At 71.6% G+C, this 18394-nt stretch carries 16 protein-coding genes; 10 read left to right on the plus strand and 6 right to left on the minus strand.

Annotation, left to right across the window (positions count from 1 at the left end; translation table 11 throughout):
- Window positions 1–15 precede the first annotated feature (15 nt).
- The 4 genes from ACWFRU_RS09835 to ACWFRU_RS09850 all read left to right on the plus strand — a co-directional run bounded on the left by ACWFRU_RS09835 (window position 16) and on the right by ACWFRU_RS09850 (window position 3866).
- Window positions 16–486 (plus strand): ATP-binding protein, encoded by a 471-nt coding sequence (locus ACWFRU_RS09835; RefSeq protein WP_453685594.1) that lies wholly within the window; start codon window positions 16–18, stop codon window positions 484–486.
- A 148-nt stretch (window positions 487–634) separates the two neighbouring features.
- Window positions 635–2308 carry a PP2C family protein-serine/threonine phosphatase gene (locus ACWFRU_RS09840; RefSeq protein WP_453685873.1) on the plus strand — a complete coding sequence of 558 codons (1674 nt, stop codon included), beginning with the start codon at window positions 635–637 and terminating at the stop codon, window positions 2306–2308.
- A gap of 53 nt (window positions 2309–2361) precedes the next feature.
- Entirely contained in the window at window positions 2362–3444 is a 1083-nt protein-coding gene (locus tag ACWFRU_RS09845) for a cobalamin B12-binding domain-containing protein (RefSeq protein ID WP_453685874.1), read from the plus strand.
- The gene (locus tag ACWFRU_RS09850) at window positions 3441–3866 is read left to right on the plus strand and encodes an STAS domain-containing protein (RefSeq protein ID WP_453685595.1); all 426 of its coding nucleotides are present in this window, start codon (window positions 3441–3443) and stop codon (window positions 3864–3866) included. Before ACWFRU_RS09845 ends, ACWFRU_RS09850 begins: the two co-directional genes overlap by 4 nt.
- On the opposite strand, the gene ACWFRU_RS09855 is transcribed toward ACWFRU_RS09850, so the two are convergent.
- Window positions 3837–4721 (minus strand): DUF72 domain-containing protein, encoded by an 885-nt coding sequence (locus tag ACWFRU_RS09855; RefSeq protein WP_453685596.1) that lies wholly within the window; start codon window positions 4719–4721, stop codon window positions 3837–3839. The genes ACWFRU_RS09850 and ACWFRU_RS09855 overlap by 30 nt on opposite strands.
- 201 nt (window positions 4722–4922) lie before the next feature.
- Here ACWFRU_RS09855 and ACWFRU_RS09860 point away from each other — a divergent pair, with 201 nt between their 5' ends.
- The 3 genes from ACWFRU_RS09860 to ACWFRU_RS09870 are packed head-to-tail and all read left to right on the plus strand — an operon-like array spanning window position 4923 to window position 8487.
- Window positions 4923–5336 (plus strand): hypothetical protein, encoded by a 414-nt coding sequence (locus ACWFRU_RS09860; RefSeq protein WP_453685597.1) that lies wholly within the window; start codon window positions 4923–4925, stop codon window positions 5334–5336.
- On the plus strand, window positions 5333–7444 hold the full coding sequence (locus tag ACWFRU_RS09865) for a bifunctional polysaccharide deacetylase/glycosyltransferase family 2 protein (RefSeq protein ID WP_453685598.1): 2112 nt from the start codon (window positions 5333–5335) through the stop codon (window positions 7442–7444). Before ACWFRU_RS09860 ends, ACWFRU_RS09865 begins: the two co-directional genes overlap by 4 nt.
- Entirely contained in the window at window positions 7441–8487 is a 1047-nt protein-coding gene (locus tag ACWFRU_RS09870) for an LCP family protein (protein WP_453685599.1), read from the plus strand. The genes ACWFRU_RS09865 and ACWFRU_RS09870 overlap by 4 nt, the downstream gene beginning before the upstream one ends.
- A 1-nt stretch (window position 8488) precedes the next feature.
- Here the strand turns inward: ACWFRU_RS09870 and ACWFRU_RS09875 are convergent, their stop codons facing one another.
- Entirely contained in the window at window positions 8489–9790 is a 1302-nt protein-coding gene (locus tag ACWFRU_RS09875; RefSeq protein ID WP_453685875.1) for a phosphatase PAP2 family protein, read from the minus strand.
- A 131-nt stretch (window positions 9791–9921) separates the two neighbouring features.
- Window positions 9922–11094, minus strand: coding sequence for a magnesium and cobalt transport protein CorA (locus tag ACWFRU_RS09880; RefSeq protein ID WP_453685600.1), 1173 nt, complete (start codon window positions 11092–11094; stop codon window positions 9922–9924).
- 181 nt (window positions 11095–11275) lie between these two features.
- On the opposite strand from ACWFRU_RS09880, the gene ACWFRU_RS09885 reads away from it, so the two are divergent.
- A complete protein-coding gene (locus ACWFRU_RS09885) occupies window positions 11276–12511 on the plus strand; it encodes a winged helix DNA-binding domain-containing protein (RefSeq protein ID WP_453685601.1) in 1236 nt (411 codons plus the stop codon).
- 180 nt (window positions 12512–12691) lie between these two features.
- Here ACWFRU_RS09885 and ACWFRU_RS09890 read toward each other — a convergent pair whose 3' ends face one another.
- Together ACWFRU_RS09890 and ACWFRU_RS09895 are read right to left on the minus strand one after the other, a co-directional pair.
- Window positions 12692–13339, minus strand: coding sequence for a LysE family translocator (locus ACWFRU_RS09890; RefSeq protein ID WP_453685602.1), 648 nt, complete (start codon window positions 13337–13339; stop codon window positions 12692–12694).
- A gap of 84 nt (window positions 13340–13423) precedes the next feature.
- Window positions 13424–14260 (minus strand): helix-turn-helix transcriptional regulator, encoded by an 837-nt coding sequence (locus ACWFRU_RS09895; protein ID WP_453685603.1) that lies wholly within the window; start codon window positions 14258–14260, stop codon window positions 13424–13426.
- 113 nt (window positions 14261–14373) lie between these two features.
- Between ACWFRU_RS09895 and ACWFRU_RS09900 the strand changes: the two genes are divergently transcribed.
- Together ACWFRU_RS09900 and ACWFRU_RS09905 are read left to right on the plus strand one after the other, a co-directional pair.
- Window positions 14374–16092, plus strand: a complete 1719-nt coding sequence (locus ACWFRU_RS09900; RefSeq protein WP_453685604.1) for an AMP-binding protein — start codon at window positions 14374–14376, stop codon at window positions 16090–16092.
- Window positions 16089–17711 carry an AMP-binding protein gene (locus tag ACWFRU_RS09905; protein ID WP_453685605.1) on the plus strand — a complete coding sequence of 541 codons (1623 nt, stop codon included), beginning with the start codon at window positions 16089–16091 and terminating at the stop codon, window positions 17709–17711. Before ACWFRU_RS09900 ends, ACWFRU_RS09905 begins: the two co-directional genes overlap by 4 nt.
- Here ACWFRU_RS09905 and ACWFRU_RS09910 read toward each other — a convergent pair.
- Window positions 17674–18213 (minus strand): GNAT family N-acetyltransferase, encoded by a 540-nt coding sequence (locus ACWFRU_RS09910; RefSeq protein WP_453685606.1) that lies wholly within the window; start codon window positions 18211–18213, stop codon window positions 17674–17676. The two genes, ACWFRU_RS09905 and ACWFRU_RS09910, sit on opposite strands and share 38 nt — an antisense overlap.
- Between the last annotated feature and the right edge of the window lie 181 nt (window positions 18214–18394).

Below are 18394 nucleotides of genomic sequence, written 5' to 3' on the forward strand. Positions count from 1 at the left end.
GAAGGAGTCCTGCGTGTGAGCCCCGACGCACCATCCGACTGGCCCCGCGAGAACGGGCGTCCGGCACCCCTGCCGGCCGCCGCGTCGTTCCCCGCTGCTTCGTCCGTGCCGCCCACGTCGGCCGCGGCGCGCGGATACGTGCGATGTGTCCTGCGGCACCGCGCGGACCGAGGCGAGGGCACGGTCCGCGAACGCGCCCTGACCGACGTCCTCCTCGTGGTCTCGGAGCTGTTCACCAACGCGCTGCGGCACGGCGGCGGCGTCACCCGGTTCGAGGTGGGCGTGGCGGGCGACACGCTCCGGGTGACCGTGGGCGACCGCTCGACGGACCTGCCCCAGCAGCGGCACACCGCCCACCCGGGTACGGGCACGGGCGGAACGGGCGGATACGGGTGGCCCCTCATCCGCGAACTGGCCACGGAGATCGACCTCGTGCTGGAGCGCGGCGGCGGCAAGCTCATCACCGTGACGCTGCCCCTGTACTGAAGGGGTCCCAACCGATCCCGGGTTCCCGGTTTGGCCGGGCGTACGCGTGGTACCCGTGCGCCTCAAGGGCCAAGTGCCGCAAATCGCCGTGGATGGGGTGGAATCCCCGCAGGAAGGGGGGTGGGGTTCGCATCGCGTGCCCATCGTCATGAACGCACCGGAACAGCTGGAAACGAAGACGCGCGTCGTACCGACGGTCCTGGCCGACGCCTGGGTCACCGCGCCACACCCCGTGGTCGTCGCCGACGGCGCGGGCCGGGTGGCGGCCACGAACGAGGCCGTGCGGCTTCTCCTGCCGGCCGCGACGGACGGCACGGCCCTGCGCGAGGCCGCCCCGCGATGGCTCGCCGACGCGCACACCCGGCTGACCGCACAGAGCTCCCGGGCGGCCGATGACGGTGTGCCGGACGTCGTGCGCGGTGAGATCGGCGAGCGGAGCTACGAGGCCCGCCCCGCCCGCCTCGACGCCACGCACTGGGCATGGTGGCTGGCGGAGGACACGCACCGGCGCACGGCGGAGGACGACCTGCGCGCCGAACGAAGACGCACGGCCCTGCTCGCCGACGCCTCCCAGCAGTTGCTGGCGTCCCTCAACGTCGAGCGGTGCATGGAGGTGACGGCCACCATGGCGGCGGGTCATCTCTGCGACGCGGCGACGGTGATCGCGCCGGGCCGCGGCAACGTGCACCCCATGACCAGCACCGGACCGGCGGCGGACGTCACCCACTCCACCGTGGAGATCGACCTCACGGAGGTGCCGGGCCTCAGCGAGGCGATGCAGGGCTTCCCGCCCGTGCCCTCGCGGTGGATCGACCCCGCCACGCTCCCGGCGTGGGCCGTGCCCGCCCACTTCACCGGCCCCGTGTGCTCGGTGCTGATCACCCCGCTGCCCGGCCACGGTGTGCCGGCGGGCGTCCTGATGCTGCTGAGGTCCACCGAGCGCAGTGCGTTCAGCGAGGCGGAGGAGGTCTTCGCCCGGGTCTTCGCCGCCCGCGCCGGCGCGGCGGTCTCCGCCGCCCGGCTCTACGCCGAACAGAGCGCCATCTCCCGCACGCTCATGCGTGAACTGCTGCCGCCCGACCTGCGTCCCGTGCACGGAGTGGAGTTCGCCGGGGGGTACATCGCCGCGGGCGCGGGAGAGCACATCGGCGGCGACTTCTACGACGTACACGCCGGGCCGACCCCGGAGGACGAGACGCTCGCCGTCCTCGGCGACGTCTGCGGCAAGGGCCTGGAAGCGGCGGCTCTCACCGGCAAGATCCGCAACACGGTGCAGGCGCTGCGCCCCATGGCCCACGACCACCAGCAACTGCTCGGCCTGCTCAACGAATCGCTGCTGCGGACCGAGCACACCCGGTTCGCCACCCTGGCGCTGGCCTCCGTGACCCGCCGCGGCAACTCCGTCGACCTGCGCATCACCAGCGCCGGCCATCCGCCGCCGCTGATCGCCCGCGCCGACGGCAGCGTCGACGAGGCCGACACGAGGGGCACCCTGATCGGCGCCCTGCCGCGGGTCACGTCCAGCACCGCGCAGGTCCGGCTCAAGCCGGGTGAGGTGTGTCTGATGTTCAGCGACGGCATCGTCGAGGCCAGGGGAGGGCCGCTGGGAACGGAGATGTTCGGTGAGGAACGGCTGTCGCTGGCGCTCTCGGAGTGCTTCGGCATGGTCGCCGAAGCCGTCGTGGAGCGCGTGCAGATGCTGGCCTCGCAGTGGGTGGGCCGAGGACCGCACGACGACATGGCTGTGGTCGCGATAGCCGCACCGCGCCACCAGCACCTCAGCGCCGTGGACGGACACACCCGAGGCAGGTACACCGGATGATCGCCGCCACCCCTGATCTGACCGAGGGGCCTGATCCTGACGTGGTGTCCGGTATGGGCGAGGTATCCGATCCGCTCGCATCCGCCCGCGCGCAACTGTGGGACGACGTGCGCGAGGGCGACGAACTCGCGGCCACCCGCACGGTGCGGGCCGCGGTCGAGGCGGGCAGCGCGTTCGAGAGCGTCCTGCTCGACCTCATCGCCCCCGTACAGGCGCGGGTCGGCGTGGAATGGGCGGCGAACCGCATCAGCGTGGCCCAGGAGCACGCCGCGACGGCCATCAACGACCGGGTCATCACCCTCACGGCCGATGCCGGTCTGCCGCTCCCGGACACCGCGCGGCGGCGCGGACGCGTCACCGTCGCCTGCGTGGACGGCGAGTGGCACGCCCTGCCCGCGCGGCTGCTCGCCGAGGTGCTTCGCCTGCGCGGCTGGCAGGTCGACTTCCTCGGCGCCCACACCCCCACCCCCCACCTGGTACGGCACCTGCACCACCACGTGCCCGACGTGGTGGCGCTCTCCTCGTCGATCCCGACCAACCTCCCGGTCGCCCATGCCGCGCTCACCGCCTGCCAGGCCGTCGGGACCCCGGTGCTCGTGGGCGGCGCGGCCTTCGGCCCGGACGGGCGGCACGCCAGAACCCTCGGCGCCGACGCGTGGGCGGCCGACGCGCGCGACGCCGCCGACCTGCTCGAACAGGGCCTGGCGCGGCCCAAGGTGACGCTCCATCAGGCCGTGGACGACCTGCCGCACCTCAGCGACCAGGAGTACTCGATGGTCGCCCGCAGCCGGGGCGAACTCGTCAGGGAGGTGCTCCGCGAACTGGAGGTGCTCTTCCCCCCGATGGCCCACTACACGGTGCGGCAGCGGCAGCACACCGCCGAGGACATCGCGCACATCGTGGACTACCTGGCCACGGCGCTCTACCTGGACGACGACGGCCTCTTCACCCGGTTCCTGGACTGGACGGCGGACATCCTCACCGCGCGGCACGTCCCCGCCCGCAGCCTCCTCCTGGCCCTGGACGTCCTGGGCCGCAGGCTGGCCGACTTCCCGCGCGCCACGCGCGTCGTCGACACCGCCCGCGCTGCCCTCGGCGCCCGGCAGGGGTGCCCCAGAACCGGAGAAACCGTATGACAGGCCCCGCGTACCGTCCCGTGCCCCGCCTCGGCCTGCGCACCGAGCTCCAGCAGGGCGTCGTGACCGTCCACGTCGGCGGCAGCCTGGAGTACGGGGTGACCGACGGCCTCGTCGCCACCGTCACCGAACAACTCGACCTGGCCCGCGCGGGAGGCCACGCGGTGAGCCGACTCGACCTGGAACTGGGGGAGTTGACGTTCGTCGACTCCATGGTCCTGGCGTCCCTGCTGATGGCCCGGCGCGTCACGGACGCCAGTGGTGTCACCCTCCGGCTCAACCACCGCCCCGACTGCCTGGACCGCCTGCTGCGGCTCACCTGCACCTTCGACCACCTCACGGCCGCCGCCACGCCCTCGGGCGCCTCGGCGCCCGACCGGGCGGCGGGCGGCTCAGGTACGCCGGACCTGCGGGGCGAGTGACGGTCCCAGCAGCCGCGCCATGGCCTCGGCGGCGCGCACGGCGGCGTCCGCGCAGCAGTTGTTGAACAGGACGTGGACCTGCTCGGTCTGCTCGGCGAGAGCGCGCAACCGGGGTATCCACTCGGCGAGTTCGTCGTCGGCGTACGCGTACCGGAAGCGGTCCTCCTTGCTGCCCTGCCCCCAAGCCGTGCTGCGGCCGTGGAAACGTACGACGGACAGCCGGGGCGAGGTCACCGGCGCGCCGGGAGGCAGCGAGGACGGCAGCGCCTGGTTCATGTCGACGCCGACCGCCGCCATGCCGTGCCCGGCCAGCAGGCTCCTGGTGGCCTCGGCCTGCTCCGCACGCCACCAGTCGGGGTGCCTGAACTCGACGGCCACCGGCCACCCTTGAGTCCGCCGGGCGGTCAGGGCGAGGACCTCCGCGGCGCGTTCGCCGGGCCGCAGCCACGGCGGGAACTGGAACAGCACGCTGCCCAGACGGCCCGCCTGGCGCAGCGGCTCGATCCCGGCGGCGAAGCGCTTCCACACCTCGTCGAGCAGACCCGGGTCCCGGGCGTCGGCCTGCCCGCCTTCCCGCAGGTCGCCGGGTAGCGCCGCTGGGCGTGTGGGGTGCCCGGTGAGCAGCGAGAAGGCCTTCACGTCGAACGTGAAGGTGTCCGGCGTGCGGTCGGCCCACAGGTGGCTGTTGCGTTCGCCGGGCAGCGCGTAGTACGTCGAGTCGACCTCGACGACGGGAAACCGCTCGGCGTAGTACCGCAGCCGCCCCTCCGCGTCGCGCCGCCCCTTCGGATACCACCCGCTGCGCACGAGTGCCGGATCGGTCCACGAACACGTCCCCACAAGAATGTCGCCCATGGGAGCCCGGTACCCCCAAGGGGCGCGAGCCGGGCATGGCATTTCTCACGTGACCGCCACCGCCCGCCCGAGTAGGGTCGGGGGCTGCGTGAGACCTTCCCCGGCCCCACCCGGGAAGCCACGGGCAGTACGGCGGGCCCCCGGGCCCGCACCCCCCCACACAAAGAGTCGCGCGTGCGCGGCCGCAGATCAGGAGCATCAGTGCAGGGCACCCCCCACATAGCCAGCACACCGCATGACGGGCGATGGCCGTCCGAGGCGCCGTACCCGCCGGGCGCCGCCGCCCCGGTTCCGCGGCGTCCCCCGGTCGTACCGCGTCCTCAGGCCGCACGGCGTCCCCCGGCCGCCGCCCCGCAACTCCCGGTGTTCATCGACCGGTCCGGGTGGCGCAGACGCACCCTGCAGGGCCTCGGGCTGCTCGTGGGCTGCGGGTGCCTCGGGTACCTGCTGTTCGCGGGCACGCTGATCAGCGGACTCTGGCAGCCCGTCGGCACGCACCCGCCCAGTACGGACGCACCGGCGTCCTCCGGCGCGGACACCCCCGCGGGCACGTCTGCGGACACCTCAGCGGGCTCCTCCAGATCCGACCCGCCGGCCGGAGGCCCGAGGCAGTGAGCCGGGGCGCCGCCGATGTCCGCCGCCCGCCGCGCGGACACTGGCTCGTCCTCCTGCTCGTCCTCCTCGTGGTCGCCGTCGCCCTCCTCTTCGAGGGCTGGACGACGCACCAGGTCGACGCCGCGCGCACCAAACCGCCGTGCACCCGGCCGATCCCGCGCGAGGCGGACGACGGCAAACCACTGCTGCGGTTCGGCCCGCAGGGGGTCACCACCGAGGCCATGCCGCCGGGGACCGTCGCGCTCACCTTCGACGGCGGTCCCGACCCGGTGTGGACGCCACGTCTGCTCGCCCTGCTGCGCGCCCACCACGCGCCGGCGACCTTCTTCGTCCACGGCAAGGACGCGGCACAGCACCCCGAACTGATGCGGCGCATCCTGCGCGAGGGCCACGAGGTCGGCTCGTACACCTACAGCGGCGGTGACCTCGGTGTCGCATCGCCGCTGCGCGCCCGCCTCGAACTGTCGCTCACCCAGACCGCTCTCGCGGGCGCGGGCGGCGTCAACACCACCCTGCTGCGGCTGCCGCACACCACGGCCGCGGACACGCTCTGCGGCCCCCAGTGGCCGGCCGCCAGGCGCGCGGCCGAACAGGGTTACCTGGTCGTCGCGTCGGACCGCAAGGACCGCAAGCCCTGGAAAGGCCTGGTGACGCAGCACAGCCAGACCGACCTCGGCTACCGCGAGGCCGAGGAGCTGCTGCGGGACCGCCGGGTGAAGTCGTTCACCACCGTCAGCGGTGGCCTCGGCCGGCCCTCCTTCACCCAAGGGGTCCCGGTCGCGAAGGAGATCGAGGGCCAGGGGCTCATCTGGTCGCAGCGGCTCGGCAAGGCCTTCCTCACCGTGATGGTGTGGACGCTGACCCTCGCGGGCGTACTCGGCGTCCTGCGCATGCTCCTGTTCGCGCTGTTCGCCCGGCTGCACGTACGCAGGCTGCACCGGTTCCGGCCCGGCGCGCCACGCCTTCGCGAGGTGCGGGACCCGGTGACGGTGCTGGTGCCCGCGTACAACGAGGAGGCCGGTATCGCCTCCACCGTGTACTCGCTGCTCGCCTCCACGCACCCGCACTTCCAGGTCATCGTGATCGACGACGGCTCCACCGACGCCACCGCCGACATCGCCGAGGAGATCGACGACCCACGGGTGACGGTGATCCGGCAGCCCAACGGCGGCAAGCCGAGCGCCCTCAACACCGGCCTCGCGCACGCCCGGCACGACATCGTCGTGATGGTCGACGCGGACACCATCTTCGAACCCGAGGCGCTAGCCCGGCTCGTCCAGCCGCTCGCCCACCCCGCGGTCGGCGCGGTCAGCGGCAACACCAAGGTCGGCAACAGGCGCCGCCTGCTCGGCAAATGGCAGCACCTGGAGTACGTGCTCGGCTTCAACCTCGACCGGCGGATGTTCGAGGTCCTCGAGTGCATGCCGACCGTGCCGGGGGCGATTGGGGCGTACCGCAGGGACGCGCTGATGGGCGTCGGCGGAGTCAGCGACGAGACCCTGGCCGAGGACACCGACCTGACGATGGCGCTCTGGCGGGCCGGCTGGCGCGTCGTCTACGAGCAGTCGGCCGTCGCCTGGACCGAAGTCCCCAGCAGCGTGCGGCAGTTGTGGCGCCAGCGCTACCGCTGGTGCTACGGCACCCTCCAGTCGATGTGGAAGCACCGGCACGCCGCGGTGGAGGTCGGCCCCGCCGGACGCTTCGGCCGTCGCGTGATGCTCTACGTCACGCTGTTCCAGATCGTGCTGCCGCTGTGCGCACCGGTCGTGGACATGTTCGCCCTGTTCGGGGCGCTGTTCCGCGATCCCCTGGAGGCGGCCCTCGTCTGGTTCGGCTTCCTTTCCGTGCAGCTGGTGACCGCCGCGTACGCGCTGCGGCTCGACCGCGAACGGCTGCGTGTCCTGTGGGTGCTGCCCCTCCAGCAGTTCGTGTACCGGCAGTTGATGTACCTGGTGGTCATCCACTCCGTCACCACGGCGCTGCTCGGCACCCGCCTGAAGTGGCACAGCATGAAGCGGACCGGCACCGCCGACCCGTACCTGGTGGAAGCGCCGCCGGAATCGCCGCCGGAAGAGGCGCGGCCGAGTCTGCAAGGGAGTGGACGATGACAGACCCCCTCCGTTTCGCCGAGCGCCCCAGCTCGCACTACGGACCGCGACGCGCCCACGCCCGGCAGCCGAAGAAGCGCAGGAGACTGCGGCGGGCGGTGCTCGTCCTGCTGACCGGCGCGCTCGTCGCCGCGGGCGGCACGTACGGCTGGGCCGAGACGAGCCTCCAGCGCGAGGTCGACCTCGGCAAGTACGGCAACCGCCCGGCACCCGGCAAGGGCACCAACTACCTCATCGTGGGCTCGGACAGCCGCGACGGGCTCTCGGAGGACGCCGTGCAGGACCTGCGCGCCGGCGGGGGCGGCGGGCGGCGCACCGACTCGATGATGCTGCTGCACACCGGCGCCAACGGAACCAGCATGGTCAGCCTGCCGCGCGACTCCTGGGTCACGGTGCCGGGCCGCCTCGACACGCTGACCGGCAAGACGAAGCGGCCCGAGGGGGACAAACTGAACGCCGCCTTCGCCTACGGCGGCCCCGAACTCCTGGTGCACACCGTCGAGCGGAACACCGGGCTGCGCATCGACCACTACGCGGAGATCGGCTTCGCCGGGTTCGTGAACATCGTCGACGCCATCGGCGGGGTCCGCATGTGCCTGGACCGCGACATCAAGGACAAGAAGTCGGGCGCCGACCTGCGCAAGGGGTGTCACACCCTGGACGGCAAGCAGGCCCTGGCCTTCGTCCGCCAGCGCCACCAGGAGAGGGAGGGCGACCTGGGCCGGTCCAAGAACCAGCAGAAGTTCCTGTCCACCCTCGCCCACCAGGCCGCCCGGCCCGGCACCCTCTTCGACCCCACGGAGATCGGGCCTGCGATGCGGGCCGGACTCGACACGCTCATCGTCGACGAGGACATGAGCCTGCAAGACCTCGGCGAGATGTTCCGCGCCGTGCAGAGCGTCTCGGGCGGCAAGGGCACCCGGCTCAACGTGCCCGTGTCCGGCTTCGGCGTCCCCACTTCCAAGGGCAACGTACTGAAGTGGGACGCCGAGAAGTCGACCAGGCTCTTCACGGCCCTACGAAAGGACAGCCCGCTGAAATGACTCACACCATCTCGGGCTGTGGGTCCGGCGGCCGGAGTGTCGGCGCCGGCTTCGGCTCCCATGCTCCGGTGGTCCGTACATAGCCGTAGATGACCGAGAGCATCGACAGGATGACGAGAGGGCCGAACACCCACGGGTGGGCGGCCATCTCCATCGGCAGCCAGCGGTACGACACCAGGAGCGCGGCGAAGACAGCCGTGCCGTAGGCGACCAGCCGGACGCCCGACCGGTGCCAGCCGCGGTCGAAGGTGCGCAGTCCCGCCTCGACGGTGAGCGCGAACACCACACCGGCGACGAGGTCCACGCCGTAGTGGTAACCGAAGCCCAGCGTCGCGCCGAGGGTGCAGACCAGCCAGAACGTTCCCGCGTACCGCAGCAGGCGCGGGCCCTTGCGGGAGTGGATGAAGATCGCGGTGGCCCACGCCGTGTGCAGGCTCGGCATGCAGTTGCGCGGGGTGATCCCGTCGTACGTCACCGGGTGCGGGAGGCTGACCGGCGGCAGGGTGTGCGGCCACAGGTCGGCCACGGCCCACTGCACGCCGCCGGTGCCGGAGGTGCCGGGGCCGTAGGCGAAGATCGGCCCGACCACCGGGAAGATCATGTAGAAGGCAGGTCCCAGGAGGCCGATCAGCAGGAAGGTGCGCACGAGATGGTGGCGCGGAAACGCGCGCTCGGCCGCCACGTTGCGCAGCTGGTACAGGGCGACGGCGACCGCCGCCACGGCGAGCTGGGCGTAGACCAGGTCGAGCACATAGGTGCTCACAGGACCGGAAGCCTCAAGCAGCCGCCCCGCGAGCCACGAGGGGTTGCCGAGCGCGTGATCGGCCATCGCGACATAGGGGTCGAGCACGTCCGGGCGGGTCTTCGAGGTGATGAGCAGCCAGGTGTCACCGGTCTTACGCCCGGCCACGAGCAGCAGCCCGAGCCCGACGCCCTTGAGCAGCAGCACCCGATCCTCACCGGTACGGCGCGTGAACGCGAAGACCGCGCACCCCAGCATCGCCCACAACGCCCCGTTGCCGAAGAACTGCCCCTCGGGTACGTCGGCGTCCACGGCCCACCGCACCGTCACGAAGACGACATCGACACCGACCGCGAACCCGGCGGCGATGAACCGCTGCCGCCAACTGAGCACCACCATCATCAACGCGAGCCCGCCGTACAGCGGCCCCGGCTTCGGCGGAAAGATCACCTCCCGCACCTGATTGGTGATCGGCCCCGGCACGCCACCGTAACGACGCGCGGCGATCTCCAGCGCCACGAGGAACGCCAGGGCCACGGTGGCCGCGGTGGCCCAGAGGATGGTTCTGCGGCTTATTCGCGGAGATGTCCGCGAAGGTATAGGTATCAAGTGTCTGACCGATTTGGTAGGCGGTGGATCGGTGATGCGGGTACTGGTCGGGATGCCGATCATGCCACTGGGCGGACGGCCGCCTACAGCCAGTCCCGGCGCTTGAAGATGAAGTACAGGCTGACGCAGACCACGGCCATCAGGCCGATCGCGAAGGGGTAGCCGAACGTCCAGTGCAGTTCGGGCATCTCGTCGAAGTTCATGCCGTAGATCGTTCCGACGAGGGTGGGGGCGAAGAGGATGGCGGCCCAGGAGGAGATCTTCTTGATCTCCTCGTTCTGTTCGAAGCCCGCCTCCGCCAGCGCCCGCATCTCCGCGTTCTGCTGCTGGGTGACCAGGGTGGAATTGACCGTCAGGATCTCGGTCAGGGCCTGGCGGAAGCCGTCGACGCGTTCGCTGGTGTGCGTGACGTGGTCGGCTACGTCACGCAGATAGCGCTGGAGTTCCTCGTCGGTGCGGTACTTCGCGAAGCCCGCCATCAAGGAGTGCAGCATGGCCACCAGGGGGCGGGTCGCCCGCTGGAACTCGACCATTTCCCGGGAGAGTTCGTAGATACGGCGCGAGACCTCCGGGTCGCCGCTGAAGACCTCGGTCTCGATCTCGTCGATGTCGTTCTGGACTCCGGCCACGACCGGGGCGTACCCGTCGACCACCGCGTCCAGGATCGCGTACAGGACCGCCTCGGGGCCGAGCTTGAGGAGGTCCGGGCTCTCCTCCATGCGGCGGCGTACGGCGGTCAGGTCCGGGGCGGCGCCATGGCGCACCGTGATGACGAAGTCGGGGCCCACGAACACATGCAGCTCGCCGAAGTCGACCTCCTCCGGTGCGTCCAGGTAACGGGCCGCGCGCAGGACGACGAAGAGGGTCTCGCCGTAGCGCTCCAGCTTCGGCCGCTGGTGGGCCTCCATGGCGTCCTCGACGGCCAGCTCGTGCAGGTCGAACTCGGCGGCCAGGGAGAGGAGTTCACCCTCCGTTGGGCGCGCGAGGCCGATCCACGCCATGCCGTCCTGCTGCTCGCGCAGCTCCCGGAAGGTGTCGGCCAGGCTTGCGGGCGTCGCGACGCGTACGCCGTCACGGTAGAGCGCGGCCTGTACGACGCTCGCGGGTTCCGGTGGGGAGGAGGATGGTGGCGTGGACTCCGCCTCGGGGGCGGCGGCGCCCCCGTTGCCTGCGGCCGAGGAGGCCTTGGCCGGGGCGGCCCACCGCCAGCCGTGCCTCTTCGCGATCGGTGCGGGCCGGGGCCGGCGCTCCGCCATGCTGGCTGCCTCCGATGTCGAACGTGTGTCTAGATGGCTTCGAAGCAGGATATACGCCCCAAAAGTCGCGGGCCTGTCCTCTTTCCTCGTACGGTTTCCTCGTCCGGTTTCCTCGTGCGGTTTCCTCGTCCGGTGTGCTTGCGGACCGAAGGTGTCCGCAAGCCCCGCTAACGTGCGGTGCATGACGAACACGCCGAGTACGCCCAGTACCCCGCGGGCCCCGAAGACGTCAGGCACCCGGTCGAAGGCAGCCGCCGGCAATGACCCCGCCCCCGTACTCGGCACGCGCGCCCTCAACCGCGCCACCCTCGACCGTCAACTCCTCCTGCGCCGCTCGGCCGACCTCTCCGTCGAGGGCGCCGTCACGCACCTCCTCGGCCTCCAGGCGCAGAACGTGAAGCCGCCCTACTTCGCCCTCGCCGCCCGCATCGAGGGGTTCGAACCCGAGGACCTGTCCGCGCTCCTCGCCTCGCGCGATCTCGTCCGCATCGTCACCATGCGCTCCACCATCCACCTGCACACCGCCGACGACGCCCTCACCCTGCGCCCACTGGTGCAAGGCGCGCGCGACCGCGAGCTGCACGCCTTCCGCAAGGGCCTGGCCGGCGTCGACCTGGAGGAACTCGCCTCGCTCGCCCGCGCCGCCGTCGAGGAGGAGCCCCGGACGATGAAGCAACTGCGGGAGATCCTGCTGCCCCGCTGGCCCGACGCCGACCCGCAGGCGCTCGCCGTCGCCGCCCGCTGCTCGCTACCCCTGGTCCAGGTCACCCCGCGTGGCCTGTGGCGGCGCAGCGGGCAGGTCGCTCTCACCACCGCCGAGCACTGGCTGGGCCGCCCGAGCGAGCCGGTGCCCACGCCCGACGCCACCGTCCTGCGCTACCTCGCCGCCTTCGGGCCCGCATCGGTCAAGGACATGCAGACCTGGGCGGGGCTGACGCGGCTGCGGGAGGCCTTCGAGCGGCTGCGGCCCCAACTGCTTACGTTCCGCGACGAGAACGGCGTCGAACTCTTCGACCTCCCCGACGCGCCGCGCCCCGACGCGGACACGCCTGCCCCGGTGCGATTCCTGCCCGAGTTCGACAATCTCCTCCTGTCCCACGCGGACCGCGCCCGGATCGTCCCGGCCGAGTACAAGGGCCGCACCTGGAAGGGCAACTTCGCCTACAGCGTCTTCCTGGTCGACGGTTTCCTGGCGGGCGTGTGGCGCGTGGAGGAGGGGGCGGAAAAGGGTGCAGGGAAGAGCGCGGAAGGAGCGAAGGGTTACGGCGTCCTCACCATCGAGCCGTTCGGCACCCTGACCAAGGCGCAGCGGCACGAACTGACCGAAGAGGCCGAGCGGCTGCTGAGCGGGCCGATGTATCAGGGGGCTACGACGACCACGTACGACATCCGCTTCGGGACGGTCATCGAGCGGTGAAGCGCCGGCCCAGGACTAGGGCCCTTCTGACGGATCTCCGTGGCGTCGCGACGCCCGGCACGCACCCTCGCCGCACGGCGCAAAGGGACAGGTGGCTCCGCCACATGACCCTTCACACCGCACGCCGAGGCCACGCACCGAACGCCGCTCCTTCTCCCACGGAGATCCGTCAGAAGGGCCCTAGTCCGCCCGGCCCGTCGCCGCGACCGTCACGCCCAGCCCGATCATCGTGACGCCACCGGCCCCGCCGATCATCGACAGGCGCCGCTCCGAGCGCGCGAACCAGGTGCGGGCCGCGGACGCCGTAAGCCCCCACAGCGTGTCCGTGACCAGCCCGATGCTGATCGGGACGAGCCCGAGGACCAGCATCTGCGCGGGCAGATGCCCCGCCGAGTGGTCGACGAACTGGGGCAGCACCGCCGCGAAGAACACGATGCCCTTCGGGTTCGTCACGCCGACGAGCGCGCCGTCCAGGATCGTGCGCACGTCGGTACGCACCTCTCCGGAAGCCGCCGTCCCCATGGACTCGGCCCGCATCTCCCTGCGGTGCCGGAAGGCCTGCACGCCGAGGAAGACCAGGTAGGCGGCCCCCGCCAGCTTCACCGCCATGAAGACCGCCGCCGACCGCTCGACGAGCGATCCGACGCCGAAGGCGACCGCGACGACCAGGACGTACGACCCGAGGAGGTTGCCGAGCGCCGTCGCCACGGCGGTGCGCCTGCCGTGGGCCAGGGCCCGCCCGATCACGAACAGGACGCTCGGCCCCGGGATCACGATCACCAGCAGCGACATGGCCGCGAAGGCAAGAACCCGATCCGTGGACACCATGCCCGTCACCCCCTCCAGGACTCCAGGGGCCCATTCAACCCCGGCGTCGGTGGAATCCGCCCTCGGTGTCACCCTGCGATCGGCTCACGGCAACGCCCCCGCCCGCCGCGCCGCCACCACCGCCTCCAGCCGCGTATGCGCCCCCAGCTTCCGCATGGCGGAACGCAGATACGCCTTCACGGTTTCCGGCCGCAGTCCCAGCCGCTCCGCCGTCGCCGCGTTCGTCGCGCCCCCGGCCACGCAGGCGAGGACGTCCACCTCGCGCGGTGCCAGGGAGACGGCGCGCTCCCGGGCGGGCGGCACCGTCGCGGCCGAGGCCAAGCGGCCGCACACCGCCAGTATGTCCGCCCGCAGGGCCGCGTCGGCGATGCGCGGGGCCAGTTCCCGCAGCGCGCCGTGCGCCTCGCGGACCTGCTCCCAGGCGGCCCCCGCGCCCGCCTGAGGCTCCCGCGCCGCCGCGATCAGCGCGTGCACCTCGTCCCGTACGACAAGGGCTTGCTCCACGTCCCGGGCCGCCGCCACCGCCGCCGACAGCGTCCGGTCGCCCAGCGGCTGGGCCGAGCGCAGGGCCCCGTACAGCACGCCCCGCACCCTGCGCCGCACCACCACAGGCACCGCGAGCACCGAGCGCAGCCCCTCCGCGGCGACGGCACTGTCGTATTCGTGGCTGATGTGCCGCGAGTCGTGGTAATCCGTGACCGCGCAGGGGCGCGAGAGCGCGACCGCCTTGCCGCCGAGCCCGTTCCCGGAGGACACCGCGAGGCCGCACAGCGCACGCGTCCCCGTGCCCGTCAGCTCCCCGATCCGCACCTGGCGCTGCCCCTCGACCAGGCCCCCGAAGGCCACCGGAAGCCCTGTACCGCGCCGTAGCCGCAGCAGCGCGGACCGCATCTCGACCGCCTCGCCTCCGTCAGCCGTCACGCGTCAGCCCTTTCGTTCCGGGACACCCCCGTCCGGGGGTGGTGAGACCTGCATCACGAATTACACGATGTTACGTAGCGTCCGGCAATGACCCCGGCGACGAGGAGAGCACGATGACGACGACGGACACGCCAGGCATCAGCGGCACCAATGGCGCCAGGGGCACCAGTGGCACGGAACAGTTCCGCACCGCTCGGGACTTCCTGCTGCGGCACCGGGAGGACTACGAGGCCGCGTACGAGGGATTCGCCTGGCCGCGGCCCGAGCGGTTCAACTGGGCGCTCGACTGGTTCGACGTCATCGCCAGGGACAACGAGAGGACCGCTCTCCACATCGTTGAGGAGGACGGCGCGGCCACCCGCTTCACCTTCGCGCACCTGTCCGCACGCTCCGACAAGGTTGCCAACTGGCTGCGCGCCCAGGGCGTCCGTGCCGGTGACCGCGTCGTCGTGATGCTCGGCAACCAGGTCGAGCTCTGGGAGATCGCCCTCGCCGCGATGAAGCTGCGCGCGGTCGTCATCCCGGCGACGCCCCTGCTCGGCTCCGTCGACCTGCGGGACCGCATCGACCGCGGGCGGGCCAAGCACGTCGTCGTACGCCCCGAGGACGCGTCGAAGTTCGACGACGTGCCCGGCGACTACACCCGCGTCGTGGTGGGCGGCGACGTGCCCGGCTGGATCGCGTACGAGGGCGCGGACGACGCCCCGGAGGTCTTCGAGCCGGACGGCGTCACCCGCGCCGACGACCCCCTGATGCTGTACTTCACCTCGGGCACGACGGCCCGCCCGAAGCTGGTCGAGCACACCCATGTGTCGTACCCCGTGGGCCACTTGGCGACCATGTACTGGATCGGGCTCAAGCCCGGCGACGTCCACCTGAACATCTCGTCGCCGGGCTGGGCCAAGCACGCCTGGTCGAACCTCTTCGCGCCCTGGAACGCGGAGGCGACGGTCTTCATCCACAACTACACGCGCTTCGACGCGGGCCGGCTGATGGCCGAGATGGACCGAGCGGGCGTCACCAGCTTCTGCGCACCCCCCACGGTGTGGCGCATGCTGATCCAGGCCGACCTGACCCAGCTGCGGACACCGCCGCGCGAGGTCGTCGCCGCGGGCGAACCGCTCAACCCCGAGGTCATCGAACAGGTGCGGCGCGACTGGGGCGTCACCATCAGGGACGGCTTCGGGCAGACGGAGACCGCCGTGCAGGTCGCCAACTCGCCCGGACAGGAGCTGAAGCCGGGCTCGATGGGCCGCCCCACGCCCGGTTTCGTCGTGGAACTCCTCGACCCGGTGACGGGCGAGCCGGGAGCGGCGGAGGGCGAGATCTCCCTCGACCTCGCCACGAACCCGGTCGGCCTGATGGCCGGCTACCACGGCGACCCCGAGCGCACCGCGGAGTCGATGGCCGGCGGCTACTACCGCACCGGTGACATCGGCACCCGGGACGCCGACGGCTACATCACGTACGTGGGCCGCTCCGACGACGTCTTCAAGGCGTCCGACTACAAGATCTCCCCGTTCGAGCTGGAGAGCGCGCTCCTGGAGCACGAGGCGGTGGCGGAGGCCGCGGTGGTGCCCGCCCCGGACGCGCTGCGGCTCGCGGTGCCGAAGGCGTACGTCGTCCTCGCCGCCGGACACGAACCCGGACCGGACACGGCGAAACTGCTCTTCGAGCACTCCCGCGCGGTCCTCGCCCCCTACAAGCGGCTGCGGCGCATCGAGTTCGGGCCGCTTCCCAAGACGGTCTCCGGCAAGATCCGCCGGATCGAGCTGCGCGAGGCGACGGCAGCGGGCTCCGACGCCGAGTACCGCGAGGAGGACTTCCGGTGAGCGAGCTTTCCTATGCCCACGGCGTCAGTTCCACGCCGCTGCTCGGTGACACCATCGGGCGGAACCTCGACCGGGCCGTCGAGACCTGGCCGGAGCGGGACGCGCTGGTGGACGTGGCGGCGGGGACGCGTTGGACGTACGCCGAATTCGGGGACGCCGTCGCGCAGTTGGCGCGAGGGTTCATGGGCGTCGGGGTCGCCAAGGGGGACCGCGTCGGCATCTGGGCGGTGAACTGTGCCGAGTGGGTGCTCGTTCAGTACGCCACCGCGCGGATCGGCGCGATCATGGTGAACATCAACCCCGCATACCGGGCGCACGAGTTGGAGTACGTGCTCAAGCAGGCCGGGGTCACGGTCCTTGTCGCCTCGCAGGCGCACAAGTCGAGCGACTACCGGGCGCTCGTGGACCAGGTGCGGCCCGCCTGCCCGGGCCTGCGGTCGGTCCACTACATCGAGGACGGCTCCTGGGACGTGCTGCTGGACGCGGCGACTGGGGTCACGTCCAGCGAACTGGGCGCCCGCGAGGCGGAGTTGAGCTGCGACGACCCCATCAACATCCAGTACACCTCAGGCACCACAGGCTTCCCCAAGGGGGCGACCCTCTCCCACCACAACATCCTCAACAACGGTTACTGGGTGGGCCGAACGGTCGGCTACACAGAGCAGGACCGAGTCTGCCTACCCGTTCCCTTCTATCACTGCTTCGGCATGGTGATGGGAAATCTGGGGGCCACGTCCCACGGTGCCTGCATCGTCATCCCGGCACCCTCCTTCGACCCCGTGGCCACGCTGCACGCGGTGGAGCGCGAGCGCTGTACGTCGTTGTACGGCGTGCCGACGATGTTCATCGCGGAACTGAATCTCTCCGACTTCGCGACGTACGAACTGAGTTCGCTGCGCACCGGCATCATGGCGGGCTCGCCCTGCCCGGTCGAGGTGATGAAGCGGGTGGTCGCCGAGATGCACATGGAGGAGGTCTCCATCTGCTACGGCATGACGGAGACCTCCCCGGTCTCCACGCAGACGCGCCGCACGGACGACCTGGAGCGGCGGACCGGCACGGTGGGGCGCGTGCTGCCGCACATCGAGGTGAAGGTGGTCGATCCGGTCAGCGGCGTGACGCTGCCGCGGGGCGAGTCCGGCGAGTTGTGCACCCGCGGTTACAGCGTGATGCTCGGCTACTGGAACGAGCCGTCGCGGACGGCGGAGGTGATCGACGCCGGACGCTGGATGCACACCGGTGACCTGGCGGTCATGCGGGACGACGGGTACGTGCAGATCGTCGGCCGCATCAAGGACATGATCATCCGGGGCGGCGAGAACATCTACCCGCGCGAGATCGAGGAATTCCTCTACGGCCATCCGAAGATCGCCGACGTCCAGGTGGTGGGAATCGCCGACGAGCGCTACGGAGAGGTGCCGCTGGCCTGCGTGATCCCGCGGGACGCCGACGATCCGCTGACGCTGGAGGAGCTGCGGGCCTTCTGTGCCGGGCAGTTGGCGCACTACAAGATCCCGGCAGGGCTGCGCATCCTGGAGAGCTTCCCCATGACGGTGTCCGGAAAGGTGCGCAAGATCGAACTCAGGGAGCGGTACGGGGACCCGTCCCACCCGGGCTGAGTTCGCGCCGCATGGCGACGCGGGGCCAGCGGTCGAGGCCGAGCTCGACCTCGTGGGCGCGGATCTTCCGCAGCCCCGGGGTGAGTTCGGCCTCGGCGAGCACGCGGAACCCGATGCGGGCGTAGTACGGCGCGTTCCAGGGGACGTCCGTGTAGGTGGTCAGGGTCAGGGCTTCCCTGCCTGCCTCGCGGGCGCGGTCGGCGGTGTGCTCGATCAGGGCGCCGCCGATGCGGCGGTGCGCGGCTCGCGGGTGCACGGAGACCTGCTCGACGTGTTCCGCGCCGTCCACCGGCTCGCTGAGAAGGTACGCGACGGGGGCGCCGCCTGCCTCGGCGGCCACCCACGCCCGGCCTGCCCGACGGAATTCCTCGAGCAGCGCGATGCTCGGGGGTTCGTCGTCAGCGATCGCCGCCATCTCCCATGCGCGAAAGGGTTCGCCCGCGGCACGTTCGATGCCCTGAAGAACGGGGAGATCGCCGGTCGTGGCGGGACGGATGTACATCTGGCGAGTATGACGGCCCCGCGAGCGACGACCACGGGATTTTCCCGGACCGGCCCCCGCCGGCCCACCCGCCGGGCCCCGCCTTGCCGCCCGACGGACGCCCGCCTGTCGCCGCCTGGCGGAGACCGGCCTGGTCACCCCTCGGGCCCCCGCCCGGCCACCCGACCCGGCCCCGCCCGGC

The sequence above is a fragment of the Streptomyces sp. NPDC055099 genome (genome assembly GCF_053607685.1).

Coding starts and splice junctions, on each gene's coding strand:
- ACWFRU_RS09855 (WP_453685596.1), bottom strand. CDS start 4,721: ATGGGCGACATTCTTGTGGGGACGTGTTCGTGGACCGATCCGGCACTC.
- ACWFRU_RS09885 (WP_453685601.1), top strand. CDS start 11,276: ATGACGAACACGCCGAGTACGCCCAGTACCCCGCGGGCCCCGAAGACG.
- ACWFRU_RS09850 (WP_453685595.1), top strand. CDS start 3,441: ATGACAGGCCCCGCGTACCGTCCCGTGCCCCGCCTCGGCCTGCGCACC.
- ACWFRU_RS09845 (WP_453685874.1), top strand. CDS start 2,362: ATGGGCGAGGTATCCGATCCGCTCGCATCCGCCCGCGCGCAACTGTGG.
- ACWFRU_RS09840 (WP_453685873.1), top strand. CDS start 635: ATGAACGCACCGGAACAGCTGGAAACGAAGACGCGCGTCGTACCGACG.
- ACWFRU_RS09870 (WP_453685599.1), top strand. CDS start 7,441: ATGACAGACCCCCTCCGTTTCGCCGAGCGCCCCAGCTCGCACTACGGA.
- ACWFRU_RS09900 (WP_453685604.1), top strand. CDS start 14,374: ATGACGACGACGGACACGCCAGGCATCAGCGGCACCAATGGCGCCAGG.
- ACWFRU_RS09890 (WP_453685602.1), bottom strand. CDS start 13,339: ATGGTGTCCACGGATCGGGTTCTTGCCTTCGCGGCCATGTCGCTGCTG.
- ACWFRU_RS09880 (WP_453685600.1), bottom strand. CDS start 11,094: ATGGCGGAGCGCCGGCCCCGGCCCGCACCGATCGCGAAGAGGCACGGC.
- ACWFRU_RS09910 (WP_453685606.1), bottom strand. CDS start 18,213: ATGTACATCCGTCCCGCCACGACCGGCGATCTCCCCGTTCTTCAGGGC.